The organism is Streptomyces zhihengii (genome assembly GCF_016919245.1).
Lineage (GTDB): Bacteria > Actinomycetota > Actinomycetes > Streptomycetales > Streptomycetaceae > Streptomyces > Streptomyces zhihengii.
In genome coordinates this window covers 1,111,844-1,133,901 of the sequence record NZ_JAFEJA010000002.1, presented here as the reverse complement: position 1 = coordinate 1,133,901, position 22,058 = coordinate 1,111,844, and the positions used below count along the sequence as shown (strand labels likewise).

The window sequence follows — 22,058 nt, the reverse complement described above, 5'->3', positions numbered from 1 at the left end:
CGGGCACCCGGGCGACGTTACCCGCGGCCGTCAGGACATGCGGGCGATCAGGCTCGCGGGCCGCAGGTCCGTCCAGTGGCTCTCCACGTACGCCAGGCACGCCTCACGCGTGTCCTCGCCGAACACGGTGCGCCAGCCGGCCGGGATCTCGGCGAAGGAGGGCCACAGGGAGTGCTGGTTCTCGTCGTTGACGAGGACCAGGAACCGGCCCTGCGGGTCCTCGAACGGGTTGGGGGTGCCGGTGCTCATGCGTCGTCGCTCCTCGGTGTGGTGGTGACGGACAGTTCGGACAGCGGTCGGCCGGGGGCGTCCACGGCGCGCCGCAGCAGTGCCACGAACTCCGCCGCGAGCCGCGGGGCGTCGTGCGGGCCGTGGAGTTCGCAGGAGACCGGTCCGGTGCCGCGCGGCTCGTAGAAGCCGAGGACCAGTTCCGCCTTGGGCCCGCCCGTGGGCACGGCGTGGAACGTGCCCGCGCCGCCCTCCAGTTCGGCCAGGTCGGCCTGCTCGTGGTGGATCAGCAGGACCTGCGGCCCCTCGGGGGGCAGGCCGGTCGCCCGGACGACCTCGTCGAAGGGGACGTCCTGGTGGTCCAGGGCGCCGAGGGTGGTCTCGCGGACGCGTTCCAGCAGCCGGGCGAAGCTCGGGTCGCCGTCGGTGTCGGTGCGCAGGACCACGGTGCCGAGGAAGCAGCCGACCAGATCGCCCAGCCGTTCGTCGTGCCGGCCCGCGACCATGGTGCCGACGGGCAGGTCGGTGCCCGCGCCGTGTGCGGTGAGCAGCGCGGACAGGGCGGCGTGCAGGACCATGAACATGCTGGTGCCGGTGGCGTGGGCGAGCCGGTCGACGGCCCCGTGCAGTTCCTCGTCGAGGACGAAGGGGTGCGGGTCGCCGGGGCCGTCGGCGCGGGCGGGCCCGGTCGGCAGACCGATGCGCCCGGGCACGTCCCGCAGGGTCTCCCGCCACCAGGCGAGCTGGCGCGCGCCGGTGCTGCCGGGGTCGGCAGGATCGCCGAGGACCTCGTGCGCCCAGGCGGTCCAGTCGGTGTAGGTCACCGGCAGCGGCGCCCAGGCGGGCGGGCCGCCCGCGGCTCGCGCGGTGTAGGCGGTGGTGAGGTCGCGGAAGAGCGGTACGACCGACCATTCGTCCACGGCGAGGTGGTGCGCGGTCAGCAGCAGGGACTGGGCGCCGTCCGGCCCGGTGAGCAGCCGGGCCGCGAAGGGCGCCCGGCGGGACGGGTCCGTCGTGCCGGCGGCGAGTTCACGGATGCGGGCGTCGGGGTCGGGGCAGTTCTCGTGCTCCAGCACGGGCGGCGCCGCGGGGCGCTGCCGCGGGGCGCCGGCCGCGTCGGGGGTGAGGGCGGTGCGCAGGGGTTCGTGGCGGGCGACGAGGTCGGCCACGGCCGCGGTGAGCGCCCCGGTGTCGAATCCTCCGCCGGGGGCGCGCAGCACCAGGGCGTGGTCGTGGGCGGGGTGGCGGTGCCAGGACGTCCACGGCCACCGCTGCGTCGGGGCCGCGGGCAGGTCGGCGCCCGGCGGCCGGCGGTCGCCGGAGGGACGGAGCGCGGGCCGGGCGGTGGCGGCCGTGTCGAGCGCGGCGGCGATCCGGGCCACGGTCGGGGCGTCGAAGACGTCCCGGACGGCGAGTTCGGCGCCGAACTCGGTGCGGATCCGGGCGAGCAGCCGCATCACCGCCATCGAATGGCCGCCGAGGGCGAAGAAGTTGTCGTGGGCGCCGACGTCGGGGAGTCGCAGGATCTCGCCGAAGAGCGCCGCCAGGCGCTGTTCGGTGGCGGTGGCGGGGCGGTCGGCGCCGGTGAGGGCCGCCCAGTCGGGTGCGGGCAGGGCCTTGCGGTCCAGCTTGCCGTTGGGTGTCAGCGGGAGCGGGCCGTCCAGGGCGACGACCAGCGCCGGCACCATGTACTCGGGCAGCAGCCCGGCCGCGTGGGCGCGCAGTTCCTGCGCGTCGGCCGGGGTCCCGCCGTCGCCGGGCCCGCGGTCGGCGACGGTGTAGGCGACGAGGCGGACGATGTCGCCGTCGCGTTCGGGCACCACGGCGGCCTGGGCGACGGCCGGGTGGGCGGCGAGCGCGGCCTCGATCTCGCCGAGTTCGACGCGGAAGCCGCGGATCTTCACCTGGTCGTCGACGCGGCCGAGGAAGTCGAGGTTGCCGTCCGTGCGCCAGCGGGCCCGGTCCCCGGTGCGGTACATCCGCCCGCCGGGGGGCCCGTACGGGTCGGCGACGAACCGTTCGGCGGTGAGCGCGGTCCTGCCGAGGTAGCCGCGGGCGAGGCCGCGCCCGGCGACGTAGAGCTCCCCGACGACGCCGGGCGGGACGGGGCGCAGGGCCTCGTCGAGCACGTAGCAGACGGTGTTGGGGTCGGGGCGGCCGATGGGGACGCGGCCGGCGGGCCGGGCGCCGGCCTCCCGGGCGTGCCACAGCGTGGAGTTGACGGTGGCCTCGGTGAGCCCGTACGCGCAGATCAGGTCGGCGGTCGCGAAGCGGGTGAAGAGGTCCGGCGGCACGGTCTCGGTGCCGACCAGGACCGTCGATCCCGCGGGCAGTTCGCAGCCCGCGGGCAGCGCGGAGACCAGGGACGGCGGCAGGATCATGTGGGTGACGCGCTGTGCGGCGAGGAAGTCGGTGAGGGCGGGCCCGGCGACGCGTGCCTCGTCGGGGACGAGGACGAGACCGCCGCCGTGGCACAGCGCCATCACGAGTTCGAAGACGAAGACGTCGAAGCCGACGGAGGCGAACTGGAGCACCCTGCTGTCCGGGCGCAGCCCCATCCGGTCGACGGCGGTGGCGACGAGGCTGGCGATGCCCTCGTGCGGCACGGCCACGCCCTTGGGCCGGCCGGTGGAGCCGGAGGTGTAGATGACGTAGGCCGTCTGGTCGAGCGCGATCGGCCCTGTCCCCGGCGCCGCCGCGGACAGGGCGCCGAGCGCGTCCCGTGTCCCGGGCGCGTCGAGCAGCACGACGGGGGTGCCGGCCACGGCGGGGATCTTCCCGGCGACCTGTTCGGTGGCGACGACGAGCGCGGCCCCGCTGTCGCCGATCATCCAGGCCAGCCGGTCGGCCGGGTGGACCAGGTCGAGCGGCAGGAACGCGGCGCCGAGCTTGAGGACGGCGAGGACGGTCGCGATCATGTCGGCGGACCGGGGCACGGCCACGCCCACGATGTCCTCGGCGCCCACGCCGCGATCGGCGAGCAGCCGGGCGATCCGGTTGGAGCGGGCGTCGAGCTCCGCGTAGTCGAGCTGCCCGGAGCGCTCGACGACGGCGACCGCGCCGGGCTGCTCCGCCGCGCGTGCCGCGAAGAGGGCGGGCAGCGGGGCCTCGTCGACCGGGCGGGCGGTGGCGTTGAACTCCGTGAGCACCTGGTCGCGTTCGCCGGGTGCGAGGATCCCGGCCCGGGAGAGGGGTCGGCCGGGCTCCGCGGCAAGCGCGGCGGCCAGGCGCCGGAGCCGGTCGCCGATCCGTTCGGCGGTGTCCCGGTCGAACAGCTCGGTCGCGTACTCCAGCCGGCAGCTCAGGGAGCCGGGGCCGCCGTCCCCCGGGTGGTGCTCGGTGAAGCTGAAGACGAGGTCGAACTTGGCGGACCGGATGCGGAACGGCACGTCCTCGACGGCGAGTCCGGGCAGCGCGGCCGCGTCGCCGGTGCGGGTGTGGTGGCCGACCATCACCTGGAAGAGCGGGTTGCGGGCGAGCGAGCGCGTCGGGTTGAGGGCTTCGACGACGGACTCGAAGGGCACGTCGGCGTGCGAGAACGCGGCGAGGTCGGCGTCGCGGACCCGGGCCAGCAGCTCGGTGAAGGAGGGATCGCCGGCGAGGTCGGCGCGCAGCACCAGGGTGTTGACGAAGAAGCCGACGAGGTCGTCGAGCGCCTCGTCGCCGCGGCCGGCGATCGGCGCGCCCAGCGGGATGTCGGTGCCGGCCCCGAGGCGGTGCAGCAGGGCGGCGACCACGGCGTGGGTGACCATGAACATGCTGGCGCCGCTCTCGCGGGCGAGCCGCCGCAGGCCGCGGTGGGTGTCCTCGCCGATGCGCACGTCGAGTTCGGCTCCGGTGAACGCGGGCCGGGCGGGCCGGGGCCGGTCGGTGGGGAGTTCGATCTCCTCGGGAGCGCCGTCGAGGGCGGTGCGCCAGAAGGCGAGCTGCCGGGCGGCCCGGCTCGACGGGTCCGCCGGGTCGCCGAGGAGGCGCTGCTGCCACAGGGCGTAGTCGGCGTACTGGACGGGCAGCGGCTGCCAGGCGGGGGCCCCGCCCGCGCGGCGTGCGGCGTAGGCGGTGGCCAGGTCGCGCAGGAAGGGCCGGTCCGACCACTCGTCGGTGGTGATGTGGTGCAGCAGCAGGATCACCACATGGTCCTCGGGGGCGAGTTCCACGACCGTGGCGCGCAGCGGCAGTTCGGCGCGCAGGTCGAAGGGCCGGGCGACGGCGTCGTCGACCAGCGCGCCGAGGTCCCGCCCGGCGCCGTCGACGTGCTCGACCACGGGCCGCGCGTCCTCGGCCGGCAGCACCCGCTGGTGGACCCGGCCGTCGCGTTCCCCGAAGACGGTGCGCAGCGCCTCGTGGCGGGCGGTCACATCGGCGAGGGCGCCGGTGAGGGCGGCGGTGTCCAGCGGGCCCCGCAGCCGCATGACGAGGGGGAAGTTGTACGCGGCGGAGGTGCACTCGATCTGCTGCACGACCCACAGGCGCTGCTGGGCGTGGGACAGGGGCAGTTCGTCCGGCCGCCGGACGGGCACGAGCGCGGGGCGGGAGGCGTCGCCCGGGGAGACGCGCCGGGCGAGCGCGGCGACGGTGGGCGCCTCGAACAGGTCCCGGATCGCCAGGTCGGCGCCGAGCAGGGTGCGGGCCCGGCCGATCAGCCGGGTGGCGAGCAGGGAGTGGCCGCCGAGGTCGAAGAAGCCGGCGTCGGTGCCGACGCTCCCCTCGGGCAGGGACAGGACGTCGGCGAAGAGGGCGCAGAGCACCTCCTCGGCCGGGGTGCGCGGGGCGCGGCCCGCGCTCGCCGGGGCGAACTCGGGTGCGGGCAGGGCCTGCACGTCGAGTTTGCCGTTGACGGTGAGCGGCAGGGTGGGGGCCGTGACGAGGGCGGCGGGGACCATGTAGTCGGGGAGCAGCGCCTTCAGGTGGTCGCGCACGGCGGCCGTGAGGGCCGTCGCGTCGGCGGCGGGGTCCTCGGGGACGACGTAGCCGACCAGCCGCCTGGTCTCGGCGGCCGTGTCCACGACGACGGCGGCGTGGGCGACGCCGGGGTGGGCGGCGAGGGCGGTGGAGATCTCGCCCAGCTCGACGCGGTAGCCGCGGATCTTGACCTGGTCGTCGGTGCGGCCGAGGAAGTCGATCTGGCCGTCGGGGCGTTGCCTGACCAGGTCGCCCGTGCGGTACATCCGCTCGCCGGGCTCGCCGAACGGGTCGGCGACGAAGCGTTCGGCGGTCAGGCCGGGCCGGTCGTGGTAGCCGCGGGCGAGGCCGGTGCCGGCGATGTACAGCTCCCCGGGGCAGCCCGCGGGGACGGGGCGGAGCATCGGGTCGAGGACGTGTGCGCGGGTGTTGCGGATGGCGGTGCCGACCGTCGGTGTGCCGCTGTCCGCGGTGGAGCCGCCGAGGGTGTTGATCGTGTACTCGGTCGGGCCGTAGAGGTTGTAGCCGTAGGTGCCGGGGGTGTCGCGCAGTCTGCTCCACACGGTGTCGGAGACGGCCTCGCCGCCGAGCAGCACCAGGGCGGGACGGTGCCCGCCCGGGGTGCCCGCCGCCGGCTCGCCCCGGTCGAGGAGGCCCTCCTCGATCAGCAACTGGGCGTAGGTGGGGGTGACGTTGACGACGTCCACCCGGTGCCGGTCGCAGTACGCGACCAGCGCGGCGGCGTCGCGGCGCAGTTCCTCGTCGCAGATGTGCACCTCGTGGCCCTCGACGAGCCAGAGCAGTTCCTCCCACGACATGTCGAAGGCGAAGGAGACGGTGTGGGCGATCCGCAGCCGGCGTCCGCCGGCCGACGCGATGGCCGGGTCGAAGATCTCCTTCTGGTGGTTGAGCTGCATGTTCGTCAGGCCCCGGTAGGGCGTGACGACTCCCTTGGGCCGGCCCGTCGAGCCGGAGGTGTAGATGATGTAGGCGGGGTGCTCCAGCCGGTCCGGCACACCGGGGGCGAAGGCGGGCCGCTCGGCGTCGGCGAGCGGCCCGTCCGGCAGGGCGGCGAGGGCCGCGAGGACGGCGGTGCCGTCGAGCGGGATCTCCTCGGCGAGCGGGCCGCCGTCGCCCCGGAGGCCGGGGGCGACGGCCGTCGTCGTCAGCAGGCACAGCGGCCCGGTGTCCTCGATCATCAGACGCAGCCGGTCGGCGGGGTGGTCGAGGTCGAGCGGCAGGTAGGCGGCGCCCGTGCGCAGGACCGCGAAGAGGGCGACGACGGTCTCGACGGACCGCGGCAGGGCGAGGGCGACCGCCTTCTCGGGGCCCGCGCCCCGGGCGAGCAGCAGCCGGGCGAGCCGGTTGATCCGTGCGTCCAGTTCGGCGTAGCCGAGCCGCTGTCCGCCGAAGACGAGGGCGGTCTCCTCCGGTGTCCTGGCGGCCTGGGCGGCGAGCATGTCGGCGACGGTCTCGTCGGGGACGGGGGCCCGGCTGGCCGCCGACCGGCCGGCGAGCGCGCGCCGTTCGCCGGGCAGCAGCAGGTCCAGCGAGCCGACACGTGCGGCCGGGTCCGCGGTCAGCCGGTCCACCAGGGCGGTGAACCGGTCCAGCGTGGCACGGGCGGTCCCGTCGCTGACGAGGTCGGGCCGGTACTCCAGTTTGACGCGGACCACGTCGCCGGGGGCCACGATCAGGGTCATCGGGTAGTGGGTGGCGTCCACGCTGCCGATCCCGGTGATGCCGTGCCGCTCGGTCAGCTCCGTCAGGGCCCGGTCGTCGGCGAAGTTCTGGAGCACGTACAGGGTGTCGAAGAGCGTGGGGTGGCCGCCCTCGCGCTGGAGTTCGGCGAGCCCCAGGTACTCGTGGTCCATCAGCGCGACCCGTTCGCCGTGCAGCCGGCGCAGCAGATCGCCGGCCGTCTCGGCCGGGTCGAGGGCGACCCGCTGGGGAACGGTGTTGAGGAACATGCCGATCGCGGTGTCGGAGCCGGGGACGTCGTGCGGCCGCCCGGCGACGGTGGCGCCGAAGACGATGTCGGCGCGCCCCACGGTCGCGGAGAGCACGAGGGCCCAGGCGGCCGACAGCACCGCGTTGGGCGTGACGCCGAGTTCGCGCGCCCGGGCGCGCAGCCGGTCGCCGAGCCCGGCGGGGAGCTCGGTATCGCACCGGTGCGGGATGGTGGGCTCGCCGCCCGGGTCGCGGGCCACCAGGGTCGGCTCGGCGAGCCCGGCGAGCGCCTCGCGCCATGCCCGCCGCGCGGTGGCCGGGTCGCGGCGGCCCAGCCAGCTCAGGTAGTCGCGGTAGCCGCCGGGGACGGGCAGGGCCCGGTCGTCGCCGCCGGAGGCGTACAGCTCCAGCAGTTCACGCAGGAAGAGGGACTGGGACCAGCCGTCCCAGGCCACCAGGTGGTGGCGGAGCATCAGCCGGTCGGTGCCGGGGGTGAGGCGGATCAGGGTGAGACGGAACAGCGGGGGCGCGGCGAGGTCGAAGCGTTCGACGCGGGCGGCGTCGGCGATCGAGGCGAGCCGGGCCCGCCGTGCGGTGTCGTCGAGGTGGGTGAGGTCCACCTCGGCCAGCGGTACGGGCACGGCGCCGGCGGCGCACACGAACTGCACGGGGCCCGGCAGTCCGTCGGCGGTGATGCCGGTCCGCAGTCCGGCGTGCCGGCGCAGCAGCGCGGCGACGGCGGCCCGCAGCCGGCCGGCGTCGAGCCGGTGGCCGAAGTCGAAGGTGTCCAGGGCCGTGTAGACGTCCAGGGCGGAGGTGTCGTAGCTGGCGTGGAAGTGGATGCCCTCCTGGAGCGGGGAGAGCGGCCACACGGCGGTCACCGGGAACGGGCTCAGCCGGACGACGGCGGCGGCCTCCTCGGGACCGAGGCCGCTGAGCTCCGTGTCGACGGGGGCGGTGTCCGGGGCCGCGGGGGCCGCCGTCGCGGCGGCGCCCGCCTCCGCGGTGCGGGCGGCGAGTTCGCCCAGCGCGGCGGTCCAGCCGCCGGCCAGCCGGCGCACCTCGTCCTCGGTGAGCGGGCCCTCCCCCGTCCAGGTCCAGGCCGCGCGCAGCACGGGCCCTTCGGGGGTGTCCGCGCACAGGGCGTTGACCTGGAGCGCGTAGGGCGCGGCCAGGTCCGCGTCCGGCTCCCCGGACAGGGCGTCCGCCTCGGGCGCCGGTGACCAGTCCCGGCCGGTGCCCGCCTCGATCCTGCCGAAGTAGTGGAACAGCACCTGAGCCTCGGACAACCGGGCGAAGACGGGGGCCAGTTGCGGGTTGAGGTGGCGCAGCATGCCGTATCCGGCGCCGGAGTCGGGGGCCGAGCGCACGGCCTGGCGGACGCCGTCGAGGGCGCCGAGCGGGTCGTCGGCGGCGGGCAGGCGCACCGGGTGGAGGCCGGTCAGCCAGCCCACGGTGCGGGTCAGGTCGGCGTCCGTGCCGTCGCGGCCGTGGCGTTCGACGTCGACGAGGAGGTCCGTGTCCGCGCCGGTACGGGCGCGGGACACGGCGAGGCGCAGCGCCGCGAGCAGCACCTCGGTGACGTCGGAGCCGGTCGCGGCGGGCACCGTGGTGAGCAGTGCGCGGGTCGTGGCGGGCGGCAGGGCGACGGTGAACTCGCGGCAGGCACCGGCGGTGCCGGTGCGGGCGGCGCCCGGCACGAGGTCGGCGCCGGGGGCCAGCGTGGCGGCCCAGTGCGGGAGTTCGGCCTGCCGCAGCGGTGAGACGGCGGCCTCGGCGACCTGGCGGGCGTGGCGGCGCAGCGAGGTGGGCACCGGCGGCAGGGCGGGCCGCTCGCCCGCGGCGACGGCCGTCCAGGCCGTCGCGAGGTCCTCGAGCAGCACCCGCCAGGACACCCCGTCGACGACCAGGTGGTGGACGGCGAGCACCAGCCGGCCGGGCCGGTCCGGGCCCGCGTCGCACCACACGGCCTGGAGCATGGTGCCGGCGTCGGGGTCGAGCCGGCCGGCCGCCGCGTCGGACTCCTCGGCGACGAGGGCGCGCAGCGCCGTGCCGTCGAGGCCGCGCGCGTCGGCGCGGCGCAGCAGCGAGGCCGCGTCGGCGGAGCCGGCGGGCAGGGTGCGCGCCGACCACAGGGCGGGGACCGCCGGCCCCAGGTCCATGCGGGTGAGCACCAGGCGGAGGCCGTCGTGGTGGTCGAGCACGGCCTGGAGCACGGCGGCGAGGCTGCCGGTGTCCGCGCCGGCGGGGGTCTGGAGCAGCATCGGGAGGCTGAAGCGGCCGATCGGGCCGCCGTCCTCGCGGAGCTGGTGGACGATCGGCAGCAGCGGCACGTCGCCGATGCCGTCGCCGTCCCCGGTGGGCTCGGGCGGTGCCGCATCGCCGCCGGTGTCCCCGAGGAGGGCGGCCAGGGCGGCGGGCGTGCGGTGCGCGAAGACGTCCCGGGGGCTGACGGGGAGTCCGGCCGCGCGGGCGCGCCCGGACAGGGTCATGGCCATGATGCTGTCGCCGCCGAGCATGAAGAAGTCCTCGTCGGGTGCGACCTCGTCGACGCCGAGGACCTCGGCGAAGACGGCGCGGAGCCGCTCGGCCGTGTCGCGGCCGGGCCGGCGGGACGCGGCGGCGCCGGTCCGGCGCGGCTCGGGGGCGGGGAGCGCGGCCGGGTCGGTCTTCCCGCCGGGGGTGAGCGGCAGGGCGTCCAGCAGCACCACGTGCCCGGGCACCATGGGCGCGGGCAGGGCGGCGGCCAGCGCCTCCCGCAGCGCGTCGGGGTCGGGTGCCGCGCCGGGCACGGGGACGGCGTAGGCGACGAGGCGGCGGACGCCGCGCTCGTCGTCGCGGGCCACGACCACCGCGTCGGCGACCGACGCCTCGTCGCGCAGCCGTGCCTCGATCTCGCCCGGTTCCACCCGGTTCCCCCTGATCTTGATCTGCTGGTCGGTGCGGCCGAGGTACGTGAGCACGCCGTCCTCGTCGTACCGGACGAGGTCACCGGTGCGGTACATCCGCTCCCCCGGGCCGCCGAACGGGTCGGCGACGAAGCGCTCCGCGGTACGGGCCGCGAGGCCGTGGTAGCCCTGGGCGAGCTGGGCGCCCGCGATGTGGAGTTCACCGGTCTCGCCGGCGGCGACCGGGCGCAGATGGCGGTCGAGGACGTAGAGCCGGGTGCCCGCCGCCGGGCGTCCGACGGGGACCGTGCCCCCGTCGCCGCTCCCGGGGGCCGCCTGGGCGGAGGTGACCTGGATAACCGCCTCGGTCGGCCCGTAGACGTTGAACAGCGGCACACCGGTGCGCTCGTGCCAGCGGCGGGCCAGCGGCGCGGGCAGCGCCTCTCCCCCGCTGAAGGCCCGGCGCAGGCTCGTCCACCAGGGTCCGCCCGGCACGTCCTCGGCGAGCAGCGCCGCGTAGAGGCTGGGCACCAGGTCGACGGTGGTGACCCGTTCGGAGCGGATCAGCCCGGCGAGGTAGCCGGGGTCGCGCTGTCCGTCCGGTTCGGCGACGACGACGGTGCCGCCGGTGAGCAGCGGGACGAAGACCTCCTGGAGGGCGGGGTCGAAACCGGCAGCGTACTGGTGCAGCGTCCGGTCGCCGGGGCCGAAGCCGAAGTGGCCCGCCGTCCAGGTGAGCTGGGCGATCAGGGCGCGGTGGGACACGGTCACCCCCTTGGGGAGGCCGGTGGACCCGGAGGTGTACATCAGGTAGGCGGCGCTGTCGGGATCGGCGGGCGGCAGGGGCGGCGCGTCGTGGGGCTGGGGCGTCTCGTCACGGCCGAGCAGCACCGTGGTGACGCCCTCGGTGCGCGGCAGCCGGGCGAGGGCGTCCTCGGTGGTCACGACGGTGCGGGCGCCGGAATCGGTGAGCATCCGGCGGAGCCGGTCGGCGGGGTGCCGGTCGTCGAGCGGGAGGAAGGCGGCGCCGGTCCGCAGGACGGCGAGCAGGGCGGCCACGGTGGCCGCCGAGCGGGGCACCGCGACGGCGACGACGGCCCCGGGCCCCGCGCCGCGGGCGGCGAGCATCCGGGCCAGCGCCCGTGCCCTGGTGTCCAGTTCGGCGTAGGAGGTCGCCGCGCCGCCCGTGACGAGCGCGGTGGCGCCGGGGGTGCGGCGGGCCTGGGCGGCGAACGCCTCGTGCAGGGTGCCGTCGGCCGCCGGGCCGACGGGCCCGGCGAGCAGGGCGAGGGTGTCGCGCCGCTCGCCGGCGCTCTGCGCGGCGAGCCGGCCGGCCGGCACGGCGGGGTCGGCGGCGAGCTGCCCGAGCAGCGCGGACAGCCGGGCGGCGAGGCGCCGCGCGGCCCGCGCGTCCAGCCGGGCCGGGTCGTGCTCCAGGGTGAACTCCAGGCGTTCGCCGGGCACCACGGTGAGGGCGAGCGGGTAGTGGACGGCGTCGCGGACGTGCGATCCGGTGAGGCGGACCAGTCCCCGGGGATCGGCCGGTTCGCCGGCCGCGGGCTGGTTCTCGACCACGGCGAACGCCTCGAACAGCTCGCCCCGGCCCGCGGCCCGCTGGATGTCGGCGAGGCCCAGGTACTGGTGGTCCAGCAGGTCCGCCTGCTGCTCCTGGAAGCGGGCGAGGACCTCGGCGAGGGGCTGCTCGGGACGCCATGTCAGGCGCGCGGGGACGGTGTTGGCGACCAGGCCGACGAGCGTGCCCACACCGTCCACGGGCGCCTGCCGTCCGGAGACCGTGAGGCCGACGACGGTGTCGTAGCCGCCCGTGAGGTCCGAGACCAGCAGCGCGAAGCCGCCCTGGACGGCGGTCGCCGGGGTCAGTCCGAGCGTGCGCAGCCGCCCGGTCAGCGCGGAGGTCTCCGCCGCGCCGAGGGTCACGGTGACCGAGCCCCGCTCCTCGCCCGCGGCGGGACGCACCGGGAGCCGGGCCGCGCCCGGGTCGTACCCGGCCAGCGCCTCGGCCCAGGCGCGCCGGGCCTGTTCGCGGTCCCGCCCGGCCAGCCAGGCCGCATGGGCGCGGTAGGCGGTGTCGGGGGCGGCGGCGGGCGCCGGGGTGCCGGGGCGGTAGCCGTCGAGGAGTTCGCGCAGGAGCAGGGCGAGGGACCAGCCGTCGGCGACGATGTGGTGGAGGGTGAGCACCAGCAGGGAGCGCTCGGCCGACAGCCGGACGAGCGCGGCGCGGATCAGCGGCGGGGTGCCGAGGTCGAAGCCGGCCGCCCGTTCGGCGGCGGCGATCTCCTCGACGGCCGCCCCGTCCGTGCCGGACAGGTCGTGAGTGCTCCAGGGCAGGGTGACGCGCGCGGGGACGACCTGCACGGTGCGGCCGCCCGGGTCGCGGCGGAAGCAGGCGCGCAGCAGGGGGTGACGGTCGAGCAGCCGGCCCGCGGCGGCACGCAGCGCCTCCGCGTCGACGTCGCCGGAGAGTTCGAGGACGTCCTGCACGGTGTAGCCGTCGGCGCCGCCCTCGTCCACGGCGGCGTGGAAGCAGAAGCCTTCCTGGAGCGGGGTGGCGGGGAGGACGTCGTACAGTTCCCCGAGCCCTGCCCCGGTCCGTGCCCGCTCCCCGGCCGTCATCGCCACCAGGGCGAACGCCTCGGGCACGCGGGCGGACTGCCGCTCGGCGGCGGGCGCGGCGAGGGCCGCGACCGTGCGGAGGCGGAAGACGTCGCGCGGGCTGACGGTGAGTCCTTCGGCGCGGGCCCTGGTGACGAGCTGGATCGCGACGATGCTGTCGCCGCCCAGCTCGAAGAAGCTGTCGTGGACACCCACCGATTCCAGCCCGAGGACGTCGGCGAACAGTCCGGCGAGCAGCGCCTCGGCCGGGGTGGTGGGCGCGGCGGAGCCGCCCTGGGCGGTCCAGCGGGGCTCGGGCAGCGCGCGGGTGTCGAGCTTGCCGTTGGGGGTGAGCGGCAGCGGGCCGTCGAGCGCGACCACGGCCGACGGGACCATGGCCTCCGGCAGGGCGCGGGCGGCCCTGCCCCGCGCCTCGGCCACGGCCTCGCCGGCGCGGTCACCGCCGTCCGGGACGAGGTAGGCCACGAGCCGCCGGATCCCGCGGTGGTCCTCGCGGACCAGCACGGCCGCCTGGGCAATCCCCGGGCAGGCCATGAACACGCTCTCGATCTCGCCCGGTTCGATGCGATGGCCGCGGATCTTGATCTGGCCGTCGGCCCGGCCCAGGAAGTCCAGGTTCCCGTCGGCTCCCCACCGCACCCGGTCGCCCGTCCGGTACATCCGCTCGCCGGGCGGCCCGTAGGGGTCGGCGACGAAGCGCTCGGCGGTCAGCCCCGGGCGGCCCAGGTAGCCGCGCGCCAGTCCGCGCCCGGCCACGTACAGCTCGCCCTCGACTCCGGCGGGCACCGGCCGCAGCGCGGCGTCGAGCACCCGGCAGCGGGTGTTGGGATCGGGCCGCCCGATGGGCGCGGGGCCGGGGCGGTCCGGCTCGGCGGCCCAGAGCGTGGAGTTGACGCTCGCCTCGGTGAGCCCGTAGGCGACCACGATGCGCAGCCGCCCCGCCCAGCGGGCGACCAGTTCGGCCGGCACGGCCTCGGTGCCGACCACCAGCACGGCGCCCTCGGGCAGTTCGCACTCCGGCGGGAGCGCGGAGACGAGCGAGGGCGGCAGGATCATGTGGGTGGCGCGGTGGCGCTCGATGTACGTGGTGAGGGCGGGCCCGGCGACGCGCCGCGCGGCGGGCACGAGGACGAGCCGGCCGCCGACGCACAGCGACATGATCAGGTCCCAGACGGTGACGTCGAAGCCGACCGAGGCGAACTGCACGATCCGGCTGTCCGGCCCCACACCGATCCGGTCGGTGGCCGTGGCGATCAGGCTGCCCACGCCGTCGTGGGGGACGACCACGCCCTTGGGCCGGCCGGTGGAGCCCGAGGTGTAGATGACGTACGCGGCGCGGCCGAGGGGCACGTCGAGGCCGAGCGGGGCGGGGTCCCCCGCGGCGAGCGCGGCGCCGGTCGCCGGGTCGTCGAGCACGATCCGGCGAACCCCGGGCGCCTCGGGCAGGTCGCCGGCCGTGCCGAGGTCCGTGAGCACCGTCCGCGCCCCGGAGTCGGCGAGCATGTGGGCGATCCGGTCCCGCGGGTGGTCGGCGTCCAGGGGCAGATAGGCGGCCCCCGCCTTCATCACGGCGAGCAGCGCCACCACCAGCCGGGGCGAGCGGGGCAGCGCGACGGCGACGACGTCCTCGTCCCGCACACCCTCCGCACGCAGCAGCCGGGCCAGCCGGTTGGCCTCCGCGTCCAGGTGGGCGTAGGTCAGCTCGGTGTCCTCGCAGACCAGGGCGACCGCGTCGGGCGAGCGGCGGACCTGGTCCTCGAAGGCGTCCGGCCAGGAGCGCTCGGGCACTTCGCGGGGCGAGGTGCCGAACGTCTCCAGCAGCCGGTGCCGTTCCTCCTCCGTGGTCAGGTCGACGCGTCCGACGGGGAGCGCGGGCCGGTCGGCGAGGGCGTCGAGGAGCAGGCCGAAGGCGCGGCGGTGGCGGTCGAGGGCCGCCGCGTCGCACACGGCGGCGTCGGCGTCGAGGACGATGCGCAGGGTGCCGTGCGCGCTCTCGCCGACGGTGAGGGCGAGGTCGCTGACGGGCCCGGTCCACTCGCAGCGCAGGTCCCCGTCGAGGTCGCCGAACGGCAGCCGGCCGGTGCCGGGCAGGATGTTGACGGTGGGTCCGACGAGTTCGGCCACGCCCTCGACGAGTCCGAGGTCCTTGGCGAGGTCCTCGGCGCGGTAGCGGCTGTGGGTGAGCGCCTCGGCGATCCGCTCCTGGACCTGGGCGGCGAGTCCGGCCCCCGTCGTGCCGCCGTGCACGGCCAGGCGCAGGGGCACGATGTTGGACACCATGCCGGGCACCGCCGCGGTCGCCGGGTCGCGCCGGGTGGTGACGGGCAGGCCGAGGACGAGGTCGTGGGCTCCGGTCACCCGGTGGAGATAGGCGGCGACGGCGGCGACCAGCAGCCGGGAGACGCGCACCCCGCAGGAGTCCGCCGCCGCCCGCAGCCGCGCGGTCTGCCCGGGCGTCGTCTCCAGGGTGCGCCGCAGCCGCCGGGCGACGAGGCCCGGGCCGCGTTCGAGGAGGCGCACCGGTTCGGGGCGGCCGGCCATCCGCTCGTGCCAGTACGCCCGGTCGGCGGCGTGCTGCGGCGAGGCCCGGTAGGCCCGTTCGGCCGCCACGAGCCGGGCGAGCGCCCGCTCGGGGGCGGGGGCGGGGGCGCCGGTGTCGGTGCCGGTGCCCGTGCCGCCGTCCGCGCCCTCGGCGGGGCCGGGCTGCGCGCCGGGGCCGGAGGCCGACGCGGTGCCGCTGCCGTAGAGCTCGCCGGCGCGGCGGGTGACGAGGGCGACGGTCACGCCGTCGACGGCGATGTGGTGGTAGCGCTGGTACCAGAGGACATGGTCGTCGGCGACGCGGATCAGGGCGTGGGCGTGCGGGGGCTCACCGGCGAGGTCGAGGGGGCGGTCGCGCTCGGCCTCCGTCCAGGCGCGTGCGGCACCGGCCGGGTCGGGCGCGTCCCGCAGGTCCACGACGGGGACGTCCACCGGTGCGGGGGCCGCCCATTGCGTCGGTGTGCCGTCCGCCGCCTCGCCGACGCGCACATGGAGGCACTCGGCCTCGCCGACGGCGGTGCGGACGGCGTCGGCCAGCCGGCCGAGGTCCGCACGGCCGCGGAGTTCGAGGGTGAACGACACGTTGAGCGCCGCGCTGTCCGGCTCGATCCGCTGGGCCAGCCACATCCCCGCCTGTCCGCCGGTGAGAGGGGTTCCGGCGGCTGCCGCCCGGTCAGGCTCGGCGTGAAGCATCGTTCGACTGGCCCTTTCGCGTGGGGTGCTGGGGGATGCGCCGGCGCGGGCGCGCGCGGTGCGTGTGCCGGTGGTGCGCGTGCCGGTGGTGCGGGTGGTGGCCCGGGGCCGCCGGTGCGCACCCGGTACCGGTCGTGCGGCGCGGGATGCGGGGTGGCGGTCGTGCGGGAAGCGGGCCGGCCGGTGGCGGTGGGTGTCGTCCCGCTCGTCCGGCCCGGCGAGGGCTGCCCGTCCGGCCCCGAGCGCGCCGCCCGTCCGGCCCGGACGCGTCGGACGGGGCCGGCCCGGACCGGGCGGAGAGCTCCGGCCCTGGCGTACGGAGCCCCCGGACGGGCCGGCGGCCCGCCCGGGAGCGCTCCGCCGTGCCCGGCGGGTCCGCCCGTACACGCCGGGCCGGACGGACCGGCTACCCGGGGGTGCCGATCTCGCCCGCGAGTTGGCGGGACTCGTCGCCGGCCGCCTTGCGCCCCCGGTCGATGATCGACTGGAGGATCTCGCCGACCCGGATCGCGGTGTTCGACAGCAGCGAGGAGGTGATCCCGTGGGTGTGCTCGGTGCCGCCCTGGAGGTAGATCCCGCAGCGGGTGTCGGGCGTGGTCACCACGCGGTAGTCGCGTTCGACGAGCGGACGGCCCTCGGTGTCGAGGCGGCAGTGGGCCGCGGCGTCGCCGAGCAGGCCGAGGGCGTCGGCGGGCCGGTAGCCGGTGGCGTAGACGACGACGTCGGCGTCCAGCGGCGTCTTCTCGCCGGTGACCAGCGACTCGACCATGGTGCGGACCCGGTCCGGTGTGTGGACGACGTCGGTGAGCCGGGAGACGTTGAGGAAGCGCAGGCGTTCGGTGCCGAGCACCTTCTCCTGGTACGACTGCCGGTAGAGGTCGTCGATCAGGTCGATGTCCACCACGGCGTAGTTGGTGTTGCCGTGATAGCCCATCAGCTTCCGCTTGATGTCGGTCGGCGCGGTGTAGTACTCGTCGACCGCCGCCGGGTCGAAGATCCGGTTGGCGAAGCTGCTGTCGTCGGCCGGGCTGTAGCCGTAGCGGGAGAAGACCGCGCACACCTCGGCCTCGGGGAAGCGCCGGTGCAGGAAGGCCACGTTCTCGGCGGCGCTCTGCCCGGCGCCGACGACGATGAAGCGGCTGGGACTGGTGCCGCTCAGCGTCTCGACGCGGGACAGCAGGTCGGAGTTGTGCCAGATGCGGTCCGTGCGCTCGACGCCGTCGGGCATCTGGGGCCGCAGTCCGGTGCCGATGACCAGGTTGCGGGCACGGTGGACGACCGTCTCGTCGCCCGAGCGGGCCGTGACGTCCACGTACTCGACGGTCCCGTCACGCACCACCGGCGTGACGGCGACGACCTCGTGGCCGTAGGAGACCATGTCGTCGACCTTGGCCGCGGCCCACTCGAAGTAGTCGTGGAACTCGACCCGTAACGGGAAGAGGTTCTTGTGGTTGACGAAGTCGATCAGCCGGCCCTTGCTCTGGAGATAGCACAGGAAGCTGTACTCGCTGGCCGGGTTGCGCAGGGTCACCAGGTCCTTGAGGAACGAGACCTGCATGGTCGCGTCGTCGATCAGCATGCCGCGGTGCCAGCCGAAACACGGCTGCCGCTCGAAGAAGTGAGCGGTGACCGCTCCCTGCCTGCCGACGCCGGCGTTGTGCTCGCTGAGTGCCAGGGCCATGGCCACATTGGACGGCCCGAAGCCGATTCCGATGAGGTCGTGGATCGGTGGTGCGTCGTCAGGAAGAGCCTGAGACATGTCACTCCCATCGTGCGGGTTCTTGCTCGGTCGGTCGCTGGTCAGGCGTGTGCAAGAGCGGGGGACCACAGAGGGCCGGGTACGCGGGCAGGGCGGGCCAGGGGCACCCGGGACAGAACTTAGGTAAAGCTAACCTGATCTGATGGAACTGTCGATGGGCCGACGGGATTTGCGCAGCCGGGAACGCGTCAACTTGGCCTGAAATAGAGCCCGTTGAAACCTTAGGTAAGCCTTGCTTTACTGACGCGGGTCATGTCCCGATCCAGAGGAGGAACCCCATGCGGGTCGTCATGTTCGGCTATCAGACCTGGGGCCACCGCACCCTGCAAGCGCTCCTGGACTCCGAACACGACGTGGTCATGGTGGTCACGCATCCCCGGAGCGAGCACGCCTACGAGAAGATCTGGAGCGACTCCGTCGCCGACCTCGCCGAGCAGCACGGCGTCCCGGTGCTCATCCGCAACCGGCCCGACGACGAGGAGCTGTTCGCCCGCCTCGAGGAGGCGGATCCGGACATCATCGTGGCCAACAACTGGCGCACCTGGATCCCCCCGCGGATCTACGGCCTCCCCCGCCACGGGACGCTGAACGTCCACGACTCGCTGCTGCCGAAGTACGCCGGCTTCTCCCCGCTGATCTGGGCGCTGATCAACGGCGAGCAGGAGGTCGGGGTGACCGCGCACATGATGGACGAGGAGCTCGACGCCGGTGACATCGTGCTCCAGCGCGCCGTCCCGGTCGGGCCGAAGGACACGGCGACGGACCTCTTCCACAAGACCGTCGACCTCATCGCCCCCGTCACCACCGGCGCCCTGGACCTGATCGCCTCCGGGCAGACCGCGTTCACCCCGCAGGACCGCTCCCGGGCCAGCTTCTTCCACAAGCGGGCCGAGGAGGACATCCGGATCGACTGGAACTGGCCGGCCGAGGACCTCGAACGCCTGGTCCGCGCCCAGTCGGCCCCCTACCCGAGCGCCTTCACCTACCACCGGGGCCGCCGTCTGGAGGTACTGGCGGCCGTCGTCTCCGAGGGCCGCTACGGCGGCACGCCCGGGCGGGTCTTCTACCGCGAGGGCGACGGCGTGGTGATCGTCGCGGGGGCCGACGCCCGCGCCGGACGCAACCACGGGCTGGCCGTCACCCGGATCCGCACCGAGAACGGCGAGGAGATGCCGGCCACCGACTACTTCACCTCGATGGGCGGGTACCTCACCGGCCGCCCCTGACCGCCGCCCCCGTCCCGCCGGCTCACCACGCCGCCGTCCCGCCGGATCACCACGCCGCCTCCAGGAGGCCCAGCAGCGCGGCGGGCTCCGGGGGGCGGGGGTTCGGGTAGGGCCGGGCCGCCACCTGTCCGGCGACGCCGGCCAGCCCGTCGCGCGGCACCCCGAGCGCGCCGAGGCCGGCCGGCCCGCCGGCCGCGCCGGCGAGCCGCCGCACGGCCGCCACCGGGTCGCCGTCCGTGATCCGGCCCAGCCGGGCGGCGGCCTTCGGCGCGGCCGGCAGGTTGAAGGCCATGACGTGCGGCAGCAGCAGCGCGTGCAGCCGGGCGTGGGGCAGGCCGTACGCGCCGCCGAGGACATGGGCGAGCTGGTGGTGCAGGCCCATCCCGGTCCCCGCGAGGCAGAGACCGGCGAGCCAGGCGGACTCCTGGAGCCGCGCACGGCCCGTGAGGTCCCCGAGGTCTCCGAGGACCACCGGCAGCGCGGTGAGCAGCCCGGTGGCGGCCTCGGTCGCGAGCGCGTCGCTCACCGCCGTGGCGTCCGGCGCCCAGAGCGCCTCGACGGCGTGCGCCAGGGCGTTCAGCGCGCTGGTCAGGGTGAGCTCGCGGGGCATCGTCAGCGTCAGCTCGGGGTCGTACACCACCGTGCCGGGAGCGATGGCCGGATCGCGCCGGGTCGTCTTCACCCCGTGCTCCGTCTCCCCGAGCACGGGCGTCACCTCGGACCCGGCGTAGGTGGTCGGGACGGCGATCTGCGGCATCCCGGTGCGGGCGGAGAGCGCCTTGGCGAGACCGACGGCGGAGCCGCCGCCGACGGCCACCACGCAGTCGGCGCGGACCCGCCCGACGTCCGCCATGGCCTCGTCGGTGACGGCCACCGGGGTGTGCACGGCGGGCCGGCCGAAGCGCGCCGCAAGGCGCGGGCCGAGCGCCTGGGCCAGCTCGTCGGCGGCCCCGGCCGCGGAGGGCGCGGCGACGAGCACGATCCGGCGCGCGCCGAGACGCTCCGCCTCCGCGGGGATCCGGTGCCGTGCCCCGGGCCCGGCCAGGACACGGGAGGGGTGGGTCTCGTGGACGCTCACCCGGGCGGTGCTGCTCTCGGACATCTGCCTGCGCCTCCGTCGGTTCGGGCCCGCCCGGCCGGGCCGTCCCGGACCGCCGGGCCGTGGCCCGCGGGTCGGTTGGCAGGGCGCCGCCCGGCCGGGCACCACCGTACGGCAGCGGCGCTGCGCCGCCCCGGAACGCCGCAGCCCCCAGCCCGGCCCGACCGGACTCCACCGGACCGGGCCTCACCGGACCGGGCCTCACCGGACCGGGTTCGGACAGCACGGACGACGCGGCCCGCCGGTGACACGCACGCCGCCCGTGACACCCCGGTCGTCCGGGACGGATACTGGCTCCATGAACGGGACCGCGCCCGCCCTCACGGAGCTGCGCACACGGGTGGCGGCCGGGATCTTCCGCCGGGTCGCCGGTCCGGCGGGTCCGGCCACCCGGGACCGCATCCATCTCACCCCCGGGCCGCGCTGGTTCGCGCCGGACCGGCCGATCCGGCGGGTGCACGGCGACGCCTCGATGTTCATCGGCGGGCTGCGCGCCCTGCTGCTCCAGTCGCTGCACCCGCTCGCGATGGCGGCCGTGGCGGCGCACTCCGGCTACCGGGGCGATCCCTGGGGACGGCTCCAGCGCACCAGCACCTTCCTCGCCGTGACCACCTTCGGCACCGCCGACGACGCGCAGGCCGCGGTGGACCTGGTGAGGTCGGTGCACGGACGCGTCACGGGGACGACCGGCGAGGGGGTGCCGTACCGGGCGTCGGACCCCTGGCTGCTCGGCTGGGTCCACGCCGCCGAGGTGGACAGCTTCCTGCGGGCGCACCAGCGGTTCGGGGCTGCCCCGCTCGACCGCGCCGGCTGCGACGCCTACGTCGGCGACATGGCCCGGGTCGCCACGGCGCTCGGCGTCCCCGATCCCCCGCACGACGTGCGGGGGCTGGCGGAACGCATCGACGCCTACCGGTCCGAGCTGCGCGGCACCACCGAGGCCCGGGAGGCGGCGCGGTTCGTGCTGCTCCGTCCGCCGCTGCCGCTCGTCGCCCGGGGCCCCTACGCGTTCCTCGCCGCCAACGCGGTGGCCTCCCTGCCGCCGTGGGCGTGCGCCGCGCTGGGCCTGCCGAGCTTCCCCGGACCGGCCGGAACCGCCGTCCGGGCCACCGGCCACGCGCTCACCCGGGGCATCCGCTGGGCCATGTCGCCGCCCCCGGGCACAACCGGCCGACGGGATCCGGGCGCGGCCTCCTGAACCGGCGGCCACCGGCCGCCGGCCATCGGGGAGAGCGAACGTCCCGGACCGTCCGGATCAGCGGCGTCCCCGCTTGCCGCGCCCCGTGCCCTTGGCACCGCCGGAACCACCCGAGCCGCCCGAGGCTCCCCGGGAGCCCTTGGCGCCGGCCCGGCCACCGGACTTGGCGGAGGGCTTCGGCGACGCCTTGGCGGACGCGCCGCCCGACCGCCGGCCGCCCTGCCTGCCGCCTCCCGAGCCGGCCGCCGCACCGCGCCCGTCCCCGGCGCCGCGGCCCTGCTGCGTCGCCGCGGCCGCGGGGCGACCCCGGGAGCTGTTGACGGTGCGCCCGCGCACGATCCCGATGAACTGCTCCACCAGGTCGGTCGTCGCGTCCTCGGGCCAGGACAGCACCACACCGGACTGCGGCGCGTCCGTCACCGGCCGGTAGGTGAGGTCCTTGCGGTGGTGGAGCCGGGCGAGCGACTGGGGCACCAGGAGCACGCCGATCCCGGCCGCCACCAGTTCGACGGCGTCCGCCGTCGTGGCCGGGCGCTCCAGGGCGGGCCTGCCCGGCGCGGGCTCCCAGCCGGGGGTGCCGAGGGTGTCGTCCAGGGGGTGGAGCACGATCTCGTCGGCGATGTCCGCGAGGGTGATCTCCTCCGCGGCGGCGACCAGATGATCCTTCGGGACCACGACGACGGTGGTCTCGGTGTAGAGGGGGATGGCGCTCAGCACCGTGCGGTCCACCGGCAGCCGCACCAGGCCCGCGTCCACGTCGCCGTCCCGCAGGGCGCCGACCGCGTCGGCCGCGGGGACCGCGACGAGGGTCAGGGGGACGCCGGGCATCCGCTCGTTCCAGATCCGCACCCATTTCGCGGGTGTCGCTCCCGGTACATAAGCGAGCCGGAAGGAGAGAGCAGCTTGCGAATCCGTCACCCGCCCAGGCTACCCGCCGCCG

The 22,058-nt window shown here is 76.2% G+C and carries 7 protein-coding genes; 2 read left to right on the top strand and 5 right to left on the bottom strand.

The genetic code is table 11. The features are described from left to right. Window positions 1-30: 30 nt before the first annotated feature. From JE024_RS32615 to JE024_RS32605, 3 genes are all read right to left on the bottom strand, one after another. Window positions 31-249: an MbtH family protein gene (locus tag JE024_RS32615; RefSeq protein ID WP_205377491.1), complete on the bottom strand. Its 219-nt coding sequence runs from the start codon at window positions 247-249 to the stop codon at window positions 31-33. Beyond that, window positions 246-15,836: a non-ribosomal peptide synthetase gene (locus JE024_RS32610; RefSeq protein ID WP_205377490.1), complete on the bottom strand. Its 15,591-nt coding sequence runs from the start codon at window positions 15,834-15,836 to the stop codon at window positions 246-248. The genes JE024_RS32615 and JE024_RS32610 overlap by 4 nt, the downstream gene beginning before the upstream one ends. A gap of 406 nt (window positions 15,837-16,242) precedes the next feature. Then, the gene (locus tag JE024_RS32605) at window positions 16,243-17,595 is read right to left on the bottom strand and encodes a lysine N(6)-hydroxylase/L-ornithine N(5)-oxygenase family protein (protein ID WP_205377489.1); all 1,353 of its coding nucleotides are present in this window, start codon (window positions 17,593-17,595) and stop codon (window positions 16,243-16,245) included. Between the two features lie 278 nt (window positions 17,596-17,873). Between JE024_RS32605 and JE024_RS32600 the strand changes: the two genes are divergently transcribed. Then, window positions 17,874-18,821 carry a methionyl-tRNA formyltransferase gene (locus JE024_RS32600; protein ID WP_205377488.1) on the top strand — a complete coding sequence of 316 codons (948 nt, stop codon included), beginning with the start codon at window positions 17,874-17,876 and terminating at the stop codon, window positions 18,819-18,821. A 46-nt stretch (window positions 18,822-18,867) separates the two neighbouring features. On the opposite strand, the gene JE024_RS32595 is transcribed toward JE024_RS32600, so the two are convergent. Beyond that, entirely contained in the window at window positions 18,868-19,923 is a 1,056-nt protein-coding gene (locus JE024_RS32595; RefSeq protein ID WP_205377487.1) for a maleylacetate reductase, read from the bottom strand. A 295-nt stretch (window positions 19,924-20,218) separates the two neighbouring features. Here JE024_RS32595 and JE024_RS32590 point away from each other — a divergent pair, with 295 nt between their 5' ends. After that, window positions 20,219-21,118 carry an oxygenase MpaB family protein gene (locus tag JE024_RS32590; protein WP_205377486.1) on the top strand — a complete coding sequence of 300 codons (900 nt, stop codon included), beginning with the start codon at window positions 20,219-20,221 and terminating at the stop codon, window positions 21,116-21,118. Window positions 21,119-21,175: 57 nt separating this feature from the next. Here JE024_RS32590 and JE024_RS32585 read toward each other — a convergent pair whose 3' ends face one another. Continuing rightward, window positions 21,176-22,036, bottom strand: a complete 861-nt coding sequence (locus JE024_RS32585) for a LysR family substrate-binding domain-containing protein (RefSeq protein ID WP_205377485.1) — start codon at window positions 22,034-22,036, stop codon at window positions 21,176-21,178. Window positions 22,037-22,058 lie beyond the last annotated feature (22 nt).

Bases quoted from the DNA above. Each gene is read 5' to 3' on its own strand.
- JE024_RS32590 (WP_205377486.1), top strand. From the start codon at position 20,219: ATGAACGGGACCGCGCCCGCCCTCACGGAGCTGCGCACACGGGTGGCG.
- JE024_RS32595 (WP_205377487.1), bottom strand. From the start codon at position 19,923: ATGTCCGAGAGCAGCACCGCCCGGGTGAGCGTCCACGAGACCCACCCC.
- JE024_RS32605 (WP_205377489.1), bottom strand. From the start codon at position 17,595: ATGTCTCAGGCTCTTCCTGACGACGCACCACCGATCCACGACCTCATC.
- JE024_RS32610 (WP_205377490.1), bottom strand. From the start codon at position 15,836: ATGCTTCACGCCGAGCCTGACCGGGCGGCAGCCGCCGGAACCCCTCTC.
- JE024_RS32615 (WP_205377491.1), bottom strand. From the start codon at position 249: ATGAGCACCGGCACCCCCAACCCGTTCGAGGACCCGCAGGGCCGGTTC.
- JE024_RS32600 (WP_205377488.1), top strand. From the start codon at position 17,874: ATGCGGGTCGTCATGTTCGGCTATCAGACCTGGGGCCACCGCACCCTG.